The organism is Serratia sp. (in: enterobacteria), from assembly GCF_051654945.1.
In the GTDB taxonomy this organism is placed as follows: domain Bacteria; phylum Pseudomonadota; class Gammaproteobacteria; order Enterobacterales; family Enterobacteriaceae; genus Chania.
In genome coordinates this window covers 1-17,421 of sequence record NZ_JBOFZA010000012.1, presented here as the reverse complement: position 1 = coordinate 17,421, position 17,421 = coordinate 1, and the positions used below count along the sequence as shown (strand labels likewise).

Below are 17,421 nucleotides of genomic sequence, written 5' to 3'. Positions count from 1 at the left end.
TTATTTACCACTCAATTTCGCATTTATATCATTTGCCAGTGCATTACGTTGTCTCAGATCTTCCATAGTTGGGTCAATACGCTTACTATGATCCTGCCATACACTGTAATACCAGACAAATATAGTGGAAAGTATGATTGAGACCCCAAGCCATACAAGATTTTCTGCGCTAACACTCATTTTCCTTGACAGCACATCTTCGAGCCTGACAAAACTAAAAACATAGATCCCTGCAAAAATTGAATAAGCTGCCAATACGAATGAAACTATGCTTGTAATATTCTTCTTCTCTCTTAATGCTTTCTTATGTATATAAGGAACCAAAAAAGCTGAAGTATAAAGAAAAACTTCACCATATCTAAAATTTGATATAAATGCTGAGCCAAAACTTGGTTCTGACCAAGACGAAGCGATAATGGCACCAACTATAATAGGTAATATTGAAAAAAATAAGGTTATAATAAATTCTAGGGTCACTCTCCCTAGGTGACAGCTAACCCCACAGCAACCTTTCCAAGTAATCATTTATCTAACTCCCAAAACGCTCGATCCCGCATCTTCTTAACCCGCTTATCCCCATCAACATATAAGCTAAAATGCTTCTCCAGCTGACGAATTTGCCCCATTAAAGACTCCTGCTCACCTTTATCATCGATGTTAAATACCGCCTTGATATCCGCATTCCTAATCTCAGAAACACGATGGATCACCCAGGTCAAAATATAGGAGGCATAATTATTTTCCCCGGTCTTAAAGTGAGTGATCTCCTGCGTTGACAGGATCGCACCAACGCCATACTCACGGCCTTCTTTAAGGATCTTACGCAGACTGGAAAAATCCTGACGCATAAAGTTATCGGCTTCGTCCACCAGAATCATTTTGGTGAGCTGACGATAATCCCCTCGTACCACTGGTTTACCGCGCTTTTGCATCTGCGCGTAAAAAAGATCCAGCGTAAGTGCGACCACAAGGTTTTGCACCTCTGGCGGGTAGCCAGCCAGTTCAATCACGGTGACACCGTCAATCAATTCGTACAAGCTGGTCATCTTCTCCGGGATGGTCTCGAATATCTTGTAACGCGCCAGTTTAGAAAGTGCTGCGTAAAGCGAATCTTCTTCAACCTTCTCCTGATCGAGGAAGCGCTGCCATACATCTTCAATCGTCGGCGCAGTTCTTGACCATGTTGTCGGATCTTCCGGTGAAATTCCCGCCGCTTCGTAACATTCTAAAATCAGGTTTTCTAATTTGAGCTGCTGCTTATGGCCCAAACCATAGGCTTTCGCCATCGTTTCCGATAGTCCACCAGCGGTATGGATTGGTAGCATTGGCGTATCGCCAAACAGAGATAAGGGGTTGTAAGGCAGCTTAAATAACTTGTACTTTTTAGCACCCGTTGCATCAAGAAAAGCCTCATCCACATAGTCGGATTTATAGTCGAAAATCAGCAAGCCAATCGGCTTCCCATCAACGTTGCAGGACTGATTGCGCATCAGTTGTGTAACCAGCGATTTAGTAAACTGGGTTTTCCCGGTACCCATTGTTCCAATAATGCCGGTATTGGTATTCATGAACTTCGCGGTATTGGTTGGCTCCCAATGCAATGGACTCTGACGCGCAGCATCATGACCGAACAGGACCTGTAATGGAGTATCACTGAAATCAGGAACTACCGCTGCAGCAGTCTGTAACGACTCCGGTTCCAAAATGGGTTGTGCAGTAGTCGGCGTTGTGACTTCTACCACAAGTTCTGGTTGAGATGAGCTGGCATCACCCTCTGGCTTAAGCCGGTATTTTTCCGGCACCCGATGACGTTCCGCCAGCGGTGGTTCATCCCCCTGCGCAGCAATCAGCGAGGACAACAGTGAATAAGGGATTTCGATCTGTAAGATATTCTCCGCCGTCTCTTTATAAGAGGGATCGAAACAGGTTGCGCTGTCCACATGTGCCACGACGAAGCCGTCCGGATAGTCGGCCAACTCACCTAACTGATAGTCACCCGTTAACCACCATTCGCGTCGCGCTAGCAAGGGAGCCAGTTTGTCGCTATCCAGCACACCGTACAGACGCAGCTTCTCTACCTGCATCAACACCTGGCGAATAAAAAGCGCCCGGTACAGTTGTGATGCCAGCGTTAGTGGTTCCAGAATGTCTTGCTGTAAGTAGCGTTTTAGCTCACGAGCCTGTTGGCCTGCATAGCTGTAGTCAGGCCGCGCCCCGGTTTTAACTTCCAGCGGCAACAGATAGAGGCGATTTTCTTTGAATCCAACAAAGAGCACATCATCAGAAATCGCACCTTTACGATACCCCTGTAAATTTCTCGATAAATCACTCTCTTTCATTTTCAGTCCGACATTGCCGGACACGCGGATCATTTCGGCCACCGATAGAGGAATCCAGCAAATATCGGACTGGTGCAGCATGGATTGCACAAATTTGTATGCGCCAATAATGCCGTGCTTCTCTTTACGTTCCCTTTCACTGGAACGCAGCATTTTCAGCAGCCATTCGCCGTTAAAGGCATTAAATTCAGCCAGCAAATGCTGACTATCAACAGCAGGTTGCCCAGACTGGCTTCCGGTCTGGAGCAGCCGCAGGAACAAATCAACCTGTTTCGTGACGGTGACGGCATCGTAGCCTGCGCAACTGGTGTACTGGTCAGAATAGTGGATAAGCACCACATCTTTCTGAGTGGTGAAAAAGTCGAGGGTGACTTTAGGATCAATGATGGTGGTCCAGAGCGCGCTATTGTAGGAGTAATTGAGTAGCTGTTTAAAATTGCCGCTCACGGCCAGTCCGATCCCTTGTCCATGATACTGGCTGTTGCTTTGCCGTGAGGGTTGCCACAGGCAGCCAATTAGTCGGGCAAGACGCAGGGCGCAATAGGACTCAGTATCCACATCACGCAGACCAAACGCGGTAAAGTAAGCATCCCCCTGCGTTTCGGCACCTTCCCCTGCGATCAACCCATGGCACAATACCCCGCTGGACGCATCTTCAATGCGGATCTGGCGGCAATCCACCGGTGCTGTATTGGTGAAAAATGCCAGGTGTGCATAGGCCAGCTTGTCGCTTTCTGACGGCAGGACAAACTTGCTGAACGTTAACCGGCTACGCAGCAGGTCAATCAGCATATCGGCTTCCGCCCGCCATACGCCGCTGTTCAGATCGAGATCGTTTTTAAGCTGCTCATAGCTACCACTTTCGGCAAAGTGATCGAACATATTGGGTAGTAAACGTTCATCGTAGCAGTTCACATGCACCGAAATAGCGTGCTCTTTTTCCTGCTTAAAATATTCCACTAATCCCAGAAACAGTTCTTTGGCGTTCCCTTGATTAATGGCATTGATAATCAACGCACTGTTTTCAGCACTCTGGAACAACCGGGCGTAAGCATCCGTGAACTCATTGAGTTTGTCTTTTACCAGACGTTTAACGTAGTCATGGCTGACCTGCCGCTGGGGCACCGCATCAATCCAGAGGCGGTTTTCTTCCACCGGCTGTAGTTGCGCGTATTCATGCTCACTGTGGTAAACAAACGGCACTAACCCGGAAACCATCAAGCGATCAAGAGTGATCGGCGGTAGTGTGGCAAATGAAGCCGAATCGTTCTGTTCCGACTCCGCAACGATAGTTTCTGCCAGTTGTAGATGGTAGGCCAGCACTAATGGGTGCAGTGGTGAGAGACGCTCATGGCTATCATTGCGGCAGATCCCAAGATGCAGAAGACGTTTCTCCTGCGCTGTCAGCGCTCTACTCAGGCCGATTTGCTGGAGTGACTGTTCAAACGTAGTAACAATGTACCTGACCAGTGTGCGATATTCCGCTGACCACGACACCAGACTCGGCAGGGTGTTACGACGATGATAGTAGGCAAATAACTGCTCATAGGCGTTATGGAGATCAGGATAGCTGGCAAGAAGTTCATCCAGCGCAAACTCGCTATCGTCACTTCCCGTACCCAGCAGACGTTGCTCAATTAATGAGGCTTCCAGTATCAACAACTGCTGGCGTACACCGACGACCTTGTGTTCAGTATTATCGAGTATGATGCGCCCTTTTAGTCGGTTCCAGGTTGCATTGCCCTCTTCTTTGAACAACTTATTGAAACGACTTTGGTCAAAAAGCAACGGCAACGTTAGCCCTTCTTCTGCTCCCGGCCCCTCGATGTTAAACGACAGACGGGAATCACCGGAAACGAGCGCAAACTGAACCAAGTCACTTTGATTTGCCAGCGTCTCAAAATTCACCTGAGCATAATGCTGGCAGTCGATGTCTTCGCTCTCGTCATCCAACGTACAGATCAGGTTGCCAGACTCGGCAATACGCAGCGTGTTATCTTCCAGTTGCAGGGTTATTTGATCTTTACCTGGCTCAACGCGGTAGCAGTGCTGAATATCGTTTAGCCAGAATTGCCCTTGCTCGACCAACAACAGGCGAAATTTATACTCTTCGGCTGAATTATTGCGGTTGGTCAGTTCGAGACTAAAGAAGCAGGGATGCCCGTCAAAAGGCACCGACGCCATAATGCGGGAAGTCTTGCCGCCCGCCCGGCTGGTGCGCCAGAAAGGTACATTCTTTAACTGGCGATTATGGGCAATCTTTATCTGGTTATCCTGAAGATCGTTGCCCTGAAAGCTGAACTCCAGCTCAGCCTTTGATTGCCCAGGCTGCACCTGCACCAGCAGACTGATATCGCGTTTGCCTGCCTTACTAGCGCTTTTCGCCCGTTGCCAAATCTCGCCATTTTCAACGGAGACGTTCTCCAGCACCAGCTTTTGTTCACTATTCTGTTCTTTCTCTTTCCTATAGTCGGAGAAATCGAGCTCACGCCAGTCATCTTTATCGTAAAAATGCTCCTGAATGAATTTTGAACTAAATTCAGGCAGCACATTCTCCAGCTGCCCACTGTAGCGTTCAACACAGTCTTCTATCTGGCGATATAATTTCCGGTTTTCATTCAGTCGGGTGCGTAGCTGTTTCTGGCTATAGTTCAGTAGTTCATCATCTTTAAACAGATGAAGCTCGGAGAAATCCAGATTGCCATCATCCAGCAAGCGATACAGTGACGAGAAACCAAATACTGTCGCGCCTTCATCCAATACCGTCGCCAGTTGATCCTCCAGCAAACAGCGGGACAATTCGGAACGGTTACTGTCGGTGGTAATGAGCTTTTCCAGTTGATGACTGAAAGTTTGTGGGTACCAGATAGCATCCGATGCCGCCACGTCTTTCGTGCTGTTAATCAGGGTATCAAGCATACTGTTGTGAATAATCAGCAGCGCTGTTTGGGCAAAAATGCCGCTGCGCCCGGCCACTTCATCACGCAGATGAGAAATATAGTTTTCTGTGAATGCCGGAGCCTCAGCACCGTGCAGTACAGGAATAAGCTGAACACCATTGCAGGGGAGGCAATCAATATGTTGCCCTGGCGCAATTTCCAACTGATTGCCGTCCGCCAGAGAGACGAATGCTTCCCAGAGTTTTAAGGCATTATCGGGATCGGGAGATTTGAACTGGTAGCGCTCGCCCGGCTGGATGATGCCGCCAACCCATTCAATAAAGGTTTCCGCCAGATAGGTTTCATACTGTTTTACGGACATACACGGCGTCTCCACTATCACTCATTCGCTCTACATTTCCCATGCGTTCATAAAACGCCACCAGCGTTTGCGCCGACTGGTTGTCCAGATAAAAACCGCGCTGTTCAAAACCACGCAGCAGTTCGTGCAGGCGGAGTTTGTCATTTTTGCCCACGGTAAGATTGGTCAGTAACAGCAGACGATCCTGATTCAGCACCAGTACTTTCCCTGCCCGGCCACGCACCTGAATGAAGTCAGTGCAAATCTGGTTTTCCAGCTCATTAACGTATTTACGATTTACCGTCGCACGGTCAGTTTTTTTACCCTGGAACTGCTCAACGGCAACGGATAATAGCTGTTTGAAGGCTCCTTCTAGGTTTGTTGCGCAGTCACGAAGCGGAAGGCCGCGATCCAAAATAAAGTCCTGCAAATAATCGTTAAGGTCATTTAATACCTGAGAAGATGAGTCTGAGTCATTCAGAGTATCTTGATAAATCTGCCATAGCGGACGCTTTTTCTGTCCTTTTCCCCATTGCAAAACCTCCAGTGCAGAGAGCACCGGGAAAAGTTTTTCGCTCTGGCTGGCGAACAACTTATAGCCATAACGCTTCACCTTTTCTCGCTCGGAGCTGGCTTTTTCGCTATCTAGAATAAAAAACAGTGATTTGCTTTGTGGTTCGCCGTCTTGCCAGTTATCCAGATTGAGCGCCAATTGAGCACACCAGCTAAAAGCGTACAAACGCAGGGTGTTGGTCAACTCCTGTAAAAGGTACTGTGGATGTTCCGCCAGAAACGCCAGATCGGACTGAAAACACGTGACCATATACGGAAGATAAGGTTGCTCTTCGGTAAATGGTCCTTTCCCTAACAGCTTTATTTTTTCATTGAGCTTATTCAGCATTTGCTGCTCAATGAAGTTCAGTCTGTCCTGTATGGGGTAACGAAGGCTGAAATCACCCATCAAATTGGCAAACAGCGTACCAAGACGTTTATCTGCCGTTGAACCCGCACTTATTTTTTCACCCACAAATTGAGCGTGAAACAGTAAAAAAAGTGGGGAGACACGGAAAATATCCTGACTGGAAAAGTACATCCTTTCCAGCACTAACCAGAATGCAGGCTCATCAAGCAGCTCCTGCATATGTGTTTTACAATCCTCACGGAATTGATCAGAATCGTAGGATTCGATTTTACGTTTCAGGGCGTAGCTAAGGACCAGACCGGTGACAAATTGCCAACTAACATCATTGTTTTTATTGCGTACTGGTAGGTAACTATCCAGTTGATTGTTACCCACTTTTAACTCGGTTGCGATAGGGTACATTTCTGCTAACCCTCCATACCGCTAATAGTGATCATATCGTCATCCGCCTTTGCACGATAAACCCGTTGTCCACCATCATAAAATTTGATTTCGCTGCTGGATTTAGCCTGCTCCGCAATCAACTCAACAATTTCATCCAGTAACACGATGGCGTTTTTATCGTATTTATTCGGACGATAGCCATTATTCAGCTTATCCAATAGTTCAAACAAATTAAGTCCGATATGGATATGTGGCAGTGGATTTTGTCCCACTTTTAAATAGACATCGAAGCCAGTTGGATGGGCCGTATGTTTATTGCGGATGGCGTTCCAGTCAGGCTTCACCTCCACCGGCGCGGTTATTTTGACCCCACCAAACTCCCCCAAAAAGAACTCTTCTTTTTGCATACTTAATTCAGGCGCTTTGCGGTTTGCATAGCGCTGGATACCCGCAATAAGCTCAAAAGCATAGAAGCGATTCAGTGACTTTTTTTGCTCCGGATCTGCTGTGTAATTCCTATGCAAGTGCCAGATTTCGGAGTAACGTTCAAACAGCGATTCGTTGAAGTACGCGGAAAATCTCCGATGATAATCATTACCCAACGACTCGTGCTGCAACAGCCAGAAAAGCCGGATCAACGAGGTTGCGTCACCAGGCTTAACACACTGGCGATCAAATTTAATGTGCAACGGCTCAAGTGCGGCTAAAAAATCATCGAGATCAGTGTCAACCAGTCCCAGTTCATAGCGCAAAATAAACTGATCAAGTTCATAGGTGTGCAATCTGGCAGGATCAAAATCGGAAACTTTTTTAATCAGATCATTTTCTGCACCGGTAAAGAGGTTATCAAATAAGTAGCCAGGCCCCATAAGCAGATGATGCAAAAAATCCAGCAGTGTTCTGGTAGTTACGAACTGGTCTTTAATTAATCGCGCTTTAAAGAGTTGTGTAATTAATACATTCTGCACGCCAGGTATGCAAAGTAATTTAAAGTTTGCGACTTCTTTCAGATCTGGGCTAACTAATTCATCATGTCGAAAAATAAACTGAAATAAATTATTATCATCATCACGAGTTAAATTATCAAATAAGCTTTTAATAAATGATGAGTATTTTTTATTTTCGTCAAACTGGAATTTAGGGTAATGTTCGAAATCAAAAAAAGAACAATTTTCATTACGGTAAGGACGGCTTGTATCCTTCTGCGCCGATAAAAATGAGTCAATCGCCGATCGGATCACCTGATGGCATTCCGCGCCTTCTCTGGCAAAATTGGCGAGCATTCCGGTGTTGATGCCGATGAGAAGTGGGGATGATTGATGATGATGGTTAGCAAATATATTATTCAACGCATCAATGGCTGATTGCCGTGGGGCAAAGCTATGTGTGGCATCCAGATGGAAACTAAATCGCCGCTGATAACGCGGATCTGATTGGCAACGGGTTAAAATTTCGGACTTCCCATCTCCGCTACTACCGCACAAAAAAATGATTTCCCCAGGCTTAGCAACATCTAAATAACGTTGTAGTTCAGTTTCAATCTCTTGTTTAACAAAGAGTTGTTCCTTCAACTGATCGAGCTCATCCTTCTGGCGGTGTGTCACGGTGGTGACGGAAAACGAAGATGACTTCGCAAGTACACCCAACGCTTTACGTAATGTGATTGCGCTCATAACTTCATGTTCTCTAAAGTGGGAATACACCTATTCTATAAAAGCTACCCACTTATATCTATAGGCTCTTTGACACATTCATTGCGAGCAATTTCAACATTGTTGACTGGCGAACAAGATCAAGCCAAGTGATTGACGGGATTCTGTAGGATCGCTTAACCTATCAATGTTGTACTGTCGTCCTCGGACGACCATCCAATGTCTCAGCACTCTGTGAGAGGCGCCTTCGGGTGAGTGCCATCCAATGTTTCATGTGACCTGTGAGAAACGCCTTCGGGTGGTCACAATATCCTCGTAGCCTGGAAGAGGATGCCCATGTGGCGGTACCTCCGTTTACCCTTTGAGAACGGAGATCACGACAGTGATGAAGGTTTATTTACGACTCAACCGAGCCAGTCTTGGTACGGTTCTTTTCACCAATAACGTATGTATTACGTCTTTCAGCTATAAAGCTCGCCAAGGCGAGGCTTTACGCTTCAACATTTTGATTCTTTTATCTTTTACGACGTTTTGCTGACGATGCGACTTTTGAACGCACGTATAAGGCCATTTGGTACATTTGGCCGCTTACGTGAGTCTCATTAGGAGCAGAGGTGCGCGCGTCACTTGTGAAGTGGCGAAGACACTACCAAGTGACGCGCGTAGCGCATAACGTCTCAACCCACGTACGACGTGGCTTTCAACGTTTAACTACCATCTGACCAACATGTAGTCTGTGTCAGTACGGTTTTAAACACTCATTCACTTCAACGTAATTACGACGGAAAACACCGTTTTGAACGTTTCACTATCTAAAAGGAGGAAATCGACTCGGTATCGATGGCGACACTACGAACAGTAGTGTTGGAGGCAGCTTGACGAAAGTCAGCTCTGCATTAGCAGCAAACGGATCAGAGATCTGGGGTGCCCCGCAAGAACTCAACATTTCGCCGCCCCGATGCACAGATACCAGTCGAGACGCAGGAAGCGCAAAAGCAACCGTGTCGTCGGGGTTGAAATTACTGAGGTACAGATCCGTCTGCTTCTTTTAAAGCAGAAGGACGTGTATCCCATTGGAGATGTTAAGATGTCCAGATTCGGTAAACAGCTGGGAAAACAACTTGTCACGCTAGCTCGTCAGGGACGAGGGAGTTTTAAAACCGTTGCTGACCGTTCCAGAATTGCAGACCGTTTTTCTGAGCGTCTGGCAAAGTTAAATATTCAAATTCGGGATGTAAAACACATTAAAACGGCCCATATCGAAAAGTACATTCATAGCCGGCAGGCTGAAAATATATCGCTTCGCACATTGCAAAACGAGATGGCAGCAGTGCGTTCAATCATGTCAGCTGCGGGTCGGAATAAGCTTGCTGATCCCAATCATGAGAAATTGAGCAACCAGGCTCTCGGGATTTCAGGTGCTAATCGTGATGGAACAAAAGCACCTATATCGGATGAAAAGTTAACTGCTGTCATCAATCACACCTTCAAAAAAGATGCAGGGGTAGCATTGGGGGTTCAGTTATCTCGCTATTTAGGGTTGCGAACGGAAGAAACTGTTCAGTCAGCAAAGTCATTAAAAACATGGCGGCAGGCTTTAATTAATGGCGACGAGCGTGTACGAGTTGTTTTTGGTACGAAAGGCGGTCGCCCTCGAGATACAACTATTTTTAATCGTGATAAAGTTTTATCTATTCTAGAAGCAGCAATAAAGTATTGTGATGAGCATAATGGGAAATTGATTGATAAACCTTCATTACATACAGCAATAGAACGTTATCGAAATGTTGTTCGTGAAGCTGGAATGACAGGAAAAGATGCTCCGCATAGTTTGCGTTATGCGTATTCACGCGATGCGGTGACTCATCATGTTAAGAATGGAATGAGTCGTGTAGAAGCGGAGGCATTGGTATCGATGGATTTGGGCCATGGTGATGGCCGAGGTCGTTATATTAAGCAAGTCTATTTCAAAAGTGATGTGGAGTAACGGATTAATTGCATTTAGTGTGCGGGGTTTTATTAATTTAAAATTTTCTCAACTGTATACGTGAATATGATGGTTCGTACATAACGGTCGCAGCTCTCACAGGGCTGCAACCTCAAAATCATAATGGTACTGAGACGTTACGTTATTAGGATAACAGGACATATTATTCCAAAACCAGGGGCGCATGGCCTCTTGACAGATCAGCGGTTTGCTCGGAAAATAAACATGCTTACTCGTTGTCTTCGGACAACCAGCTAATGCTTCAGCACTCTGTGAGAAGCGCCTTCGGGTGAGTGCCAGCCAAAGTTTCAGCAGTCTGTGAGAAACGCCTTCGGGCGACTGCGAATATCCTTGTAGCCTGAAAGAGGAAGCCCCAGTGGCGGTAACCCTGTTTAACCTTTGAGAACAGGGATCACTTAACGGTGATGAAGGTATTGACCGATGTCATAACGACTGCGGTTGCTGCAATCTGATCCCCCGGGGAAATACTTTTCCCCTGGGAGCGGTGTTTCCCTTTTTTTACAGGAGAAACACCATGTCTGTTTTTACCTTTTCGGTTGTACCTGAATTTTTCTCAATCCTGCAACGTGTCAAATCGGCCGTTCAGCGAATACCTCTTCATACCGACTGGTTCGTCAATGCTTCCGGTAATTTTGCCGTTCGCGCGCATGTTATCTGCAGTGATAATGGTTCGGTCAGCGCGTTACTGACGCTGCGCAAAGGTTGGTACAAAGGCGAATATACCTACGCAAGCACCCATGTTGTGCTGTCTTGCAAACATACCGAGCGCAGAAAAGCTTACCGACTCGCTAGCCAACATGCTGAGCATTTGGCCAGACTGCGTTACCGCTTTTAGAGCGGTCGGTTTACCCACTTAATACCCTGACGGGGATTTACACCCGTTATGGGGATAAATCCCGCTTTTCTTTTTGTGGAGGATTTATCGTGAGCACTACCGTGTATTTTGACGCACCGCCGCCCCAGGACGCGTGGATTGATTTTACCCTGGCGGTAACCGAGATGTTCTGGCTGTTGCCGGCATCCGCCAGACCTGCAGGTATTGATGCGACGGGGCAGTTGTTTGCCGGCGGCGCGTTTGTAGGTCCGAGTATACGTCTGTCGTCATGGCCGGCCGACAATCTACCCGTACAGAAGGTTGTCTCCGGAGACGATGAGTCGGACTTCTTTAATCGCCTGGTACTTATCCTTATACACAACCTGTGCCCTGGATGCGTGCGTATTGAACGGTCGCTGTCCAACCAATCAGGCTGGGAGCAACCGCTGATATGGCTACGCCATCATCTGCAACGTCCGGCGCTTTCCGCGCCAGGAGATGTTGACGCTGCGGCGATGAGGGATAGCTCTATCTGTTTGCACCTTGAACGGTATCGAGACAGTTTGTGCAATGCCGAGATTCCGTACCACTGGCGCGTTATCAAGTGGATGGATGAGGTGTTGTCCCAACGCAGAAAGTTGACTCAACGCGTCGCCTGATTAAGGCGCGTATTTTACCCGGCAGGGCCTCCCTGCAGGGGAGTTCCTGTCCGTTTACCGAGAGGAGTGACCCATGGGGCTTGATATCAACTTTTTCCGTCAGCGTAAGGCTGACTATCCGATGTTGCCGGTAAACGACGACTGGACACCCGTCGGCGACTGGGTGCCGTGTTCACCAGCGTGGCTGGAGGACGGCGGTGATTGTGCGCAGGCGCCGCGAATATACAACCATAAAACGAGTAACCACTACCATCCTCCGGTGCTGGTCTACACCTGTCATTTCCGCGGGTTTACTGCGTTGATGCATTGGGTGGCCAACAGTGTCGGGGACGTCAAAAGCGGCGAGCTGATGGCGTTCGACCGCAACGACATGCAGATGCTGAATATGTGTCTGTCACGGCTTAATGAAGCGAACTGCCATGAGGCGTTTCCTTCTGAATCTCGTGACTACGGCAGTATTTACTGGACGCAGGTCGATTTACTGAAGGAGTACGTTAACAATGTTCTTGCCGGTTTTGATTTCAGTCGAGACCACCTTTACTTCCGGGCTTCGTGGTAACACCACCACACTGGCCATAACGTTTCATTTTCCCTGGAGGGGCTTTCCCTCTCGGGGAAGTCCGTCTCCAGTACACAGGAGACTTACCATGTTGCATTTTAACCCTGCAGAACTGCGCGCCGTTGTCGCTGAAATCCGCACGAATCAGTGTGCGCTGATGCTGGCCAAAGACGACGGTGTCTATCTGATGCCGGCCGTGGGTGAGCGAAACGCCACCGGGCGTATTAAACACCTGGCGTATGCCGACGGTTGCCATCCCGAAAAGGATGAAGCCTGGTACGAGACGTCGCGGCAGCTTGTCGGGGGGGGATGACTTTAGCGAGGAGCTGATGCTGAACGACAGTTGTATCGAGCGAATACTGTCGCAAGGCCATGAGCTCTGGATCCACCTGTTACCCGAAACGGTCTATATGCACGTTGCCACGGTTAACTGGGTGTGTGTCGCCGACTACCGCCGGGTGACCGCGCGCATGCTGCAGCTGGCCGAAGTGCATTACTCGGTTTGCGTCAGCCAGGATGAGTTTAAACACTGGCGTGAGCGGGCCATCAACCTGCTGGCCACAGCCTGTCATACCGATTGCAAGCGGGCAAAGCCTGCCGATCGAGACGATTACCAGGCCATGTTCGAAAGGCTGAAGCAGCGTGTTGACACAGTCAACCCGAAAGGGGCGCTGCGTTACCCCGCTTTCTAACCACTTTTCTGTCCCCTGGGGCGTATTCTTCGCCGCCAGGGGAGGAATGCGTCTTTTTCACGAGGAGCATTCCATGAAGAAAACATCATCATCACGCCGGCCGGCAAAAGCCCGCCAGGAACGACCTGATCTATACCAACAGGTCACGGACAACATCATCGGTGCCATTGAGCGTGGCACCTTACCCTGGCGCAAACCCTGGCGAACTGACCGGAACCGGGTTTATACCGGGTCGGTCATGCCGCAGAACGGGCGGCATGAGGAGTCGAGATATGACGATTGAACAACGTGACTGGCAAATCCTTGCCGGCAGGTTATTGGCCAAATACTTTGGTCTGACGTTAAACGATACCGATCTGTGTGAGGCCGATTGCGTGATGGCTTTACAGGAGAGTGGTGTGCGGCCGTTTGAGGCGATTAATCACCTGGTGGATAAATACCGTCTGGTGCGCCTCGATGCCAATCCCTTTACCCCATCATCGCCGTATCTTCGCCCGTTTGAGGAACGGGGCGCGGTCGATGAAATCGAACAACAACCATGACCAATCTCGGCAGGATGGCAGCACTGTCCTGACCATGATGATGTAACCGCCAACCCATCGGGGGAGACTTTCCCCCGATGGGGAAAGCTCCCTCTTTTTCGTGTAAGAAGAGGAGAACAACCATGTCGAACTGGTGCAAAAACCGTTTAGTGATCACGGGCCAATCCGTTTTTGTGGATGAACTTCAGCAATGGGTGAATGGTCATGTCGTTCCCGACTACCGCCATGCTATCCAGCAAAGCTGCAGGATGTTCCTGGCGGGCAGTGCTGGCATACTGAAACCGGCAACGACAAAACCCGGTATTTACGTACCTTACCCGGCACTTTTAACGTCTCCGGGGATTGCATCGCCTCAAAATATGGCCTTTGAACACTGGTTCGGGTTACTGAAGGCTGATGTGCCGTTAACGGGCGAGAACATCCGCCTGATTGAGCGTCTCTATCGCCAGTCGGGTATTGATGCGGTGAAATGGGAGAGCATCCCCAACGTCGCGAAGGAGCGTATGGCAGATGTGCTGTCTCGCCAGTATGCGGACTGGTTCGGCCTGGTGGGGGTTAGCCCTGACATCGATGCCGGCGTCTGCTGGGAACGTTTGGGTATGATGCCTGAGTATACCGCACCGTGCGATATGCTGATGCTGATCCCGACGCGTCTGGCGACCGAACTGAATGGTTCAGGCGGTCTACTGCGTGATGTACCGACCACTGTCGAGCTCTATGGTCGACAGTACGGCGTCGAATGGCCGGCCGGCCATAATGTCGGCTGCGTACGGGATGGCATCAACACGTTGACAGTGCACTTTGATTCCCCGTGGTACCCGCCAGCCGGCGAGGTTATTGGGACAGTGTCGGAGCAGTTCAGTTGCCAGGTGGAACATACCTGGTATATGCCTGATGCGGAACGTAGCGGCTACGATCGCTATGACCGCGGTGAGCATGTCGACGGTGGACGAATAGCGGCTGAGGTTGATGCCGGTGAAGTGATCCACCTGACCTACGCCGACAAGGATTCAGTACCGTTACCACCCCATGCTGCAGCGGGTTAAGCGCCAGCAGCGGCACAGTAGTTAAACGATGGCCACCGGTTATTCCGGTGGTCTTTTTTCATCCTTCGGGGAACATTGTTTCCCGACAGGGATACGTGTTCCCTTTTTTCGGAGAACACGTATGTCCGGGTTTATTAACCATGAAAAAGCCTTCATATCACTTTTCAACGAGACGGCGCGCTACCACCGGCGCACCAAGGTGTTTGAGGATTTTGTCAGCTGTAGTGTCATCGCGCTGGAGAACCGCCTTTGCTTCAACCAAAAACGTGAGGACAAGTACCTGCAGATCATCAAAGGCTATGAGAAAGCGGATCTCTCGCGCATAACGCAACTGCTGGCCCTGGTATCGGTAAGCATGATGACCAGGTTCACTGACTTCCTAGGGACGGTTTTCATGCAACTGGAGCTGGGTGACAAGTACCGTGGTCAGTTTTTCACGCCGTGGGACATCAGCAGGATGATGGCGCAGATTTCACTGGGAGATGTCGACGCCATTTTCAAGGAGAAACCCTTCATTAGACTTGGCGAACCGGCATGCGGTGCCGGCTGTATGGTCCTGGCCTACGCCGATGTGCTTAACCAGGCTGGCTATCTGTCACACCGCCACATGTGGGTATCTGCTACGGACGTCGATCCGCTGGCGGCCGGCATGGCCTATATACAATTGTCGCTCTGTGGCATAGCAGGAGAAGTGGTGATTGGCAATTCGCTTCATAACGAGCGGCGCCGAATACTCTATACGCCCGGTCACTATTTGGGGAACTGGCCATCACGCTTGCGGGGGGATCAGGTTGCCTGATGAGTGAGAGATTGAATTAACTAATGCCGGCTTATCGCCGGCTTTTTTTACCGTTAATGTACTGATACTTCTGTTACTCGAAAGCTGTCGGGCTTGAGTTCAATGCTGTTGTATGGCGCTGATATGTTCCAGGATTGACCAGGTTCAACATGATTGGCCATATCCACCGTCTGGCCAATGATTTGTCCATTCTGAAGCAGATTGAACTTAATCATGACCATTTTAATTTCGTGGTCAGTCTTGTTGGTGCCGGTTCCTGTGATGTTTTTCAGTCCATTTGCCGTGTCAGCGAATTTGATACCAGTAAGCTCAACATCTTTGCTAATGCTTCCCGCCAGGGCAGAACCTGAAAACGCAGCGCACAGGATAGCTAACGGGATCCGCCTGGTTACAGTAAATCTTTTCTTCAGGAAAAGATTTACTGTGGTGCGTATCGTTCTGATCTGTGCAGCATAGCGCCGGTCTGGGTTTTATGGAGTGCTGCTGATGTCTTATTCTGATATGCCTGAACAGACTACCGTCATCGGCTGGTCTGGTCACTTATGAAAGAGCTGATTTCCCTCAGTTGCCTTTTATAATTAAGAGTGTGTGGTCTTTAAAATCGCATTTTTTCAATCATGGTATGAGTAGCGATTCGCTACAGTCAGGTATTTACAACCCATCTTGAGGATTTTCTAATGTCAGCGAAAGTAGTTGTAATAACAGGTGCGCTTTCCGGGATTGGCGAAGAGTGTTGCCGTCAGTTTGCGAATAACGGTTATAACGTAATATTTTCCGGCAGAAAAACCAAGCGTGGCGCAGAGCTACAAGAAGAGTTGAGGAGTATTAACTCTCAAAGCCACTTTGTGCTCGCTGATGTTGTGCTCGAAGAACAAGTCGCCGCTTTGATAGAAAAGGCCTGTCAAATGTACGGTAAAATTGACACGTTAATTAACAGTGCAGGAACAGAGGGCCTGCCCGCACCACATGATCAGACTACCGTTGAAGACTTTCACCGGGTATTTGATACTAACGTCCTGGGGACACAGCTTGTGATGAAGCATGCTTTGCCTGTTATGAGCAAGCAGGGGACCGGTAGCTTAATCAATATATCTTCGCAAGCCGGATTGGTTGGGATCCCAGGAGGAAGCGTATATGCTGCCAGTAAACATGCAGTCAATGGGCTTACGCGCTCCGTAGCACTTGAGGTCGCAGCTAAAGGCATCAGGGTTAATGCAATTGCACCTGGCCCCGTAGAGACTGATATGTTTGACCGCTTTGTTGGCCGGAATGAAGAAGCGAAAGCCGAATTTCTTAGTAGAATGCCTACCGGGCGTACAGCCACAACTGGGGAGATTGCTGCCACGGCTTTATTCCTCGCCTCTGATGCAGCCCGGTCCATTATAGGACAAATCATTACGGTTGATGGTGGGTACTCGGTTGGTTAGAACGATGTCTGATGCTGTAAAGTCCGCCATATAGGGTGGACTTTACAGCAACAAGCGGTTTTGGAGTCCATGTTCACTCGTTTTCGATATCTCACTCATAGCCTGGATTCAGGCAGGATAAATCGATGTCGGGATGATCTACCTTCCAGTTTTCTGCAAGGTTTTCCACAGGAGCGGTGGAGCAGGAGACTGATACTCACTAGATAGTGTCGTCATAAGGCTGAAAATCATTGATAATCGGACCTTCTACATTGATAATCGGACCTTCTAATCAGAAGGTCAGCGTATCATGACTATTGCAGCCCACCGGCGCCACGATATTTCCGACAATGTATGGA

The 17,421-nt window shown here is 48.6% G+C and carries 16 protein-coding genes and 1 pseudogene; 12 read left to right on the top strand and 5 right to left on the bottom strand.

Going from position 1 to position 17,421, the window contains the following annotated elements; genetic code table 11:
• From ACRDCA_RS00185 to dptF, 4 genes are read right to left on the bottom strand one after another with little or no spacing between them, the layout of a single operon-like run.
• Nucleotides 1-525 carry a hypothetical protein gene (locus tag ACRDCA_RS00185; protein ID WP_438687760.1) on the bottom strand — a complete coding sequence of 175 codons (525 nt, stop codon included), beginning with the start codon at nt 523-525 and terminating at the stop codon, nt 1-3.
• On the bottom strand, nt 522-5,600 hold the full coding sequence (gene dptH, locus ACRDCA_RS00180) for a DNA phosphorothioation-dependent restriction protein DptH (RefSeq protein ID WP_438687759.1): 5,079 nt from the start codon (nt 5,598-5,600) through the stop codon (nt 522-524). The genes ACRDCA_RS00185 and dptH overlap by 4 nt, the downstream gene beginning before the upstream one ends.
• Nucleotides 5,581-6,903: a DNA phosphorothioation-dependent restriction protein DptG gene (gene dptG / locus ACRDCA_RS00175; RefSeq protein ID WP_438687758.1), complete on the bottom strand. Its 1,323-nt coding sequence runs from the start codon at nt 6,901-6,903 to the stop codon at nt 5,581-5,583. Before dptG ends, dptH begins: the two co-directional genes overlap by 20 nt.
• A 5-nt stretch (nt 6,904-6,908) precedes the next feature.
• A complete protein-coding gene (dptF, locus tag ACRDCA_RS00170) occupies nt 6,909-8,558 on the bottom strand; it encodes a DNA phosphorothioation-dependent restriction protein DptF (protein WP_438687757.1) in 1,650 nt (549 codons plus the stop codon).
• Nucleotides 8,559-9,624: 1,066 nt separating this feature from the next.
• Between dptF and ACRDCA_RS00165 the strand changes: the two genes are divergently transcribed.
• From ACRDCA_RS00165 to ACRDCA_RS00120, 10 genes and pseudogenes are all read left to right on the top strand, one after another.
• Nucleotides 9,625-10,524, top strand: a complete 900-nt coding sequence (locus tag ACRDCA_RS00165; protein ID WP_438687756.1) for an integrase domain-containing protein — start codon at nt 9,625-9,627, stop codon at nt 10,522-10,524.
• A 535-nt stretch (nt 10,525-11,059) separates the two neighbouring features.
• The gene (locus tag ACRDCA_RS00160; protein ID WP_438687755.1) at nt 11,060-11,380 is read left to right on the top strand and encodes a hypothetical protein; all 321 of its coding nucleotides are present in this window, start codon (nt 11,060-11,062) and stop codon (nt 11,378-11,380) included.
• A gap of 89 nt (nt 11,381-11,469) precedes the next feature.
• Nucleotides 11,470-12,018 carry a hypothetical protein gene (locus ACRDCA_RS00155; RefSeq protein WP_438687754.1) on the top strand — a complete coding sequence of 183 codons (549 nt, stop codon included), beginning with the start codon at nt 11,470-11,472 and terminating at the stop codon, nt 12,016-12,018.
• 73 nt (nt 12,019-12,091) lie between these two features.
• Nucleotides 12,092-12,577, top strand: a complete 486-nt coding sequence (locus ACRDCA_RS00150) for a hypothetical protein (RefSeq protein ID WP_438687753.1) — start codon at nt 12,092-12,094, stop codon at nt 12,575-12,577.
• An 88-nt stretch (nt 12,578-12,665) separates the two neighbouring features.
• Nucleotides 12,666-12,890, top strand: a complete 225-nt coding sequence (locus tag ACRDCA_RS00145) for a DUF3085 domain-containing protein (protein WP_438687752.1) — start codon at nt 12,666-12,668, stop codon at nt 12,888-12,890.
• Between the two features lie 16 nt (nt 12,891-12,906).
• Nucleotides 12,907-13,269: a hypothetical protein gene (locus tag ACRDCA_RS00140; RefSeq protein WP_438687751.1), complete on the top strand. Its 363-nt coding sequence runs from the start codon at nt 12,907-12,909 to the stop codon at nt 13,267-13,269.
• A gap of 73 nt (nt 13,270-13,342) precedes the next feature.
• Nucleotides 13,343-13,522 (top strand): annotated as a pseudogene (locus tag ACRDCA_RS00135) (ArdC-like ssDNA-binding domain-containing protein); the annotation flags it as partial.
• 19 nt (nt 13,523-13,541) lie between these two features.
• The gene (locus tag ACRDCA_RS00130) at nt 13,542-13,811 is read left to right on the top strand and encodes a TA system toxin CbtA family protein (protein WP_438687750.1); all 270 of its coding nucleotides are present in this window, start codon (nt 13,542-13,544) and stop codon (nt 13,809-13,811) included.
• A 122-nt stretch (nt 13,812-13,933) separates the two neighbouring features.
• Nucleotides 13,934-14,857, top strand: a complete 924-nt coding sequence (locus ACRDCA_RS00125) for a DUF1281 domain-containing protein (RefSeq protein ID WP_438687749.1) — start codon at nt 13,934-13,936, stop codon at nt 14,855-14,857.
• 121 nt (nt 14,858-14,978) lie between these two features.
• A complete protein-coding gene (locus tag ACRDCA_RS00120) occupies nt 14,979-15,656 on the top strand; it encodes an N-6 DNA methylase (RefSeq protein WP_438687748.1) in 678 nt (225 codons plus the stop codon).
• A 53-nt stretch (nt 15,657-15,709) separates the two neighbouring features.
• Here the strand turns inward: ACRDCA_RS00120 and ACRDCA_RS00115 are convergent, their stop codons facing one another.
• Complete coding sequence (locus tag ACRDCA_RS00115) at nt 15,710-15,871, bottom strand: FxLYD domain-containing protein (protein ID WP_438687747.1); 162 nt, start codon at nt 15,869-15,871, stop codon at nt 15,710-15,712.
• On the opposite strand from ACRDCA_RS00115, the gene ACRDCA_RS00110 reads away from it, so the two are divergent.
• Nucleotides 15,806-16,006 (top strand): hypothetical protein, encoded by a 201-nt coding sequence (locus ACRDCA_RS00110; RefSeq protein WP_438687746.1) that lies wholly within the window; start codon nt 15,806-15,808, stop codon nt 16,004-16,006. The genes ACRDCA_RS00115 and ACRDCA_RS00110 overlap by 66 nt on opposite strands.
• Before the next feature lie 327 nt (nt 16,007-16,333).
• Complete coding sequence (locus ACRDCA_RS00105; RefSeq protein WP_438687745.1) at nt 16,334-17,083, top strand: SDR family NAD(P)-dependent oxidoreductase; 750 nt, start codon at nt 16,334-16,336, stop codon at nt 17,081-17,083.
• Nucleotides 17,084-17,421 lie beyond the last annotated feature (338 nt).

Coding starts and splice junctions, on each gene's coding strand:
- ACRDCA_RS00140 (WP_438687751.1), top strand. CDS start 12,907: ATGCTGAACGACAGTTGTATCGAGCGAATACTGTCGCAAGGCCATGAG.
- ACRDCA_RS00160 (WP_438687755.1), top strand. CDS start 11,060: ATGTCTGTTTTTACCTTTTCGGTTGTACCTGAATTTTTCTCAATCCTG.
- dptH (WP_438687759.1), bottom strand. CDS start 5,600: ATGTCCGTAAAACAGTATGAAACCTATCTGGCGGAAACCTTTATTGAA.
- ACRDCA_RS00150 (WP_438687753.1), top strand. CDS start 12,092: ATGGGGCTTGATATCAACTTTTTCCGTCAGCGTAAGGCTGACTATCCG.
- ACRDCA_RS00130 (WP_438687750.1), top strand. CDS start 13,542: ATGACGATTGAACAACGTGACTGGCAAATCCTTGCCGGCAGGTTATTG.
- ACRDCA_RS00165 (WP_438687756.1), top strand. CDS start 9,625: ATGTCCAGATTCGGTAAACAGCTGGGAAAACAACTTGTCACGCTAGCT.
- ACRDCA_RS00120 (WP_438687748.1), top strand. CDS start 14,979: ATGTCCGGGTTTATTAACCATGAAAAAGCCTTCATATCACTTTTCAAC.
- ACRDCA_RS00185 (WP_438687760.1), bottom strand. CDS start 525: ATGATTACTTGGAAAGGTTGCTGTGGGGTTAGCTGTCACCTAGGGAGA.
- ACRDCA_RS00125 (WP_438687749.1), top strand. CDS start 13,934: ATGTCGAACTGGTGCAAAAACCGTTTAGTGATCACGGGCCAATCCGTT.
- dptG (WP_438687758.1), bottom strand. CDS start 6,903: ATGTACCCTATCGCAACCGAGTTAAAAGTGGGTAACAATCAACTGGAT.
- ACRDCA_RS00145 (WP_438687752.1), top strand. CDS start 12,666: ATGTTGCATTTTAACCCTGCAGAACTGCGCGCCGTTGTCGCTGAAATC.
- ACRDCA_RS00115 (WP_438687747.1), bottom strand. CDS start 15,871: ATGATTAAGTTCAATCTGCTTCAGAATGGACAAATCATTGGCCAGACG.
- dptF (WP_438687757.1), bottom strand. CDS start 8,558: ATGAGCGCAATCACATTACGTAAAGCGTTGGGTGTACTTGCGAAGTCA.
- ACRDCA_RS00110 (WP_438687746.1), top strand. CDS start 15,806: ATGATTGGCCATATCCACCGTCTGGCCAATGATTTGTCCATTCTGAAG.
- ACRDCA_RS00105 (WP_438687745.1), top strand. CDS start 16,334: ATGTCAGCGAAAGTAGTTGTAATAACAGGTGCGCTTTCCGGGATTGGC.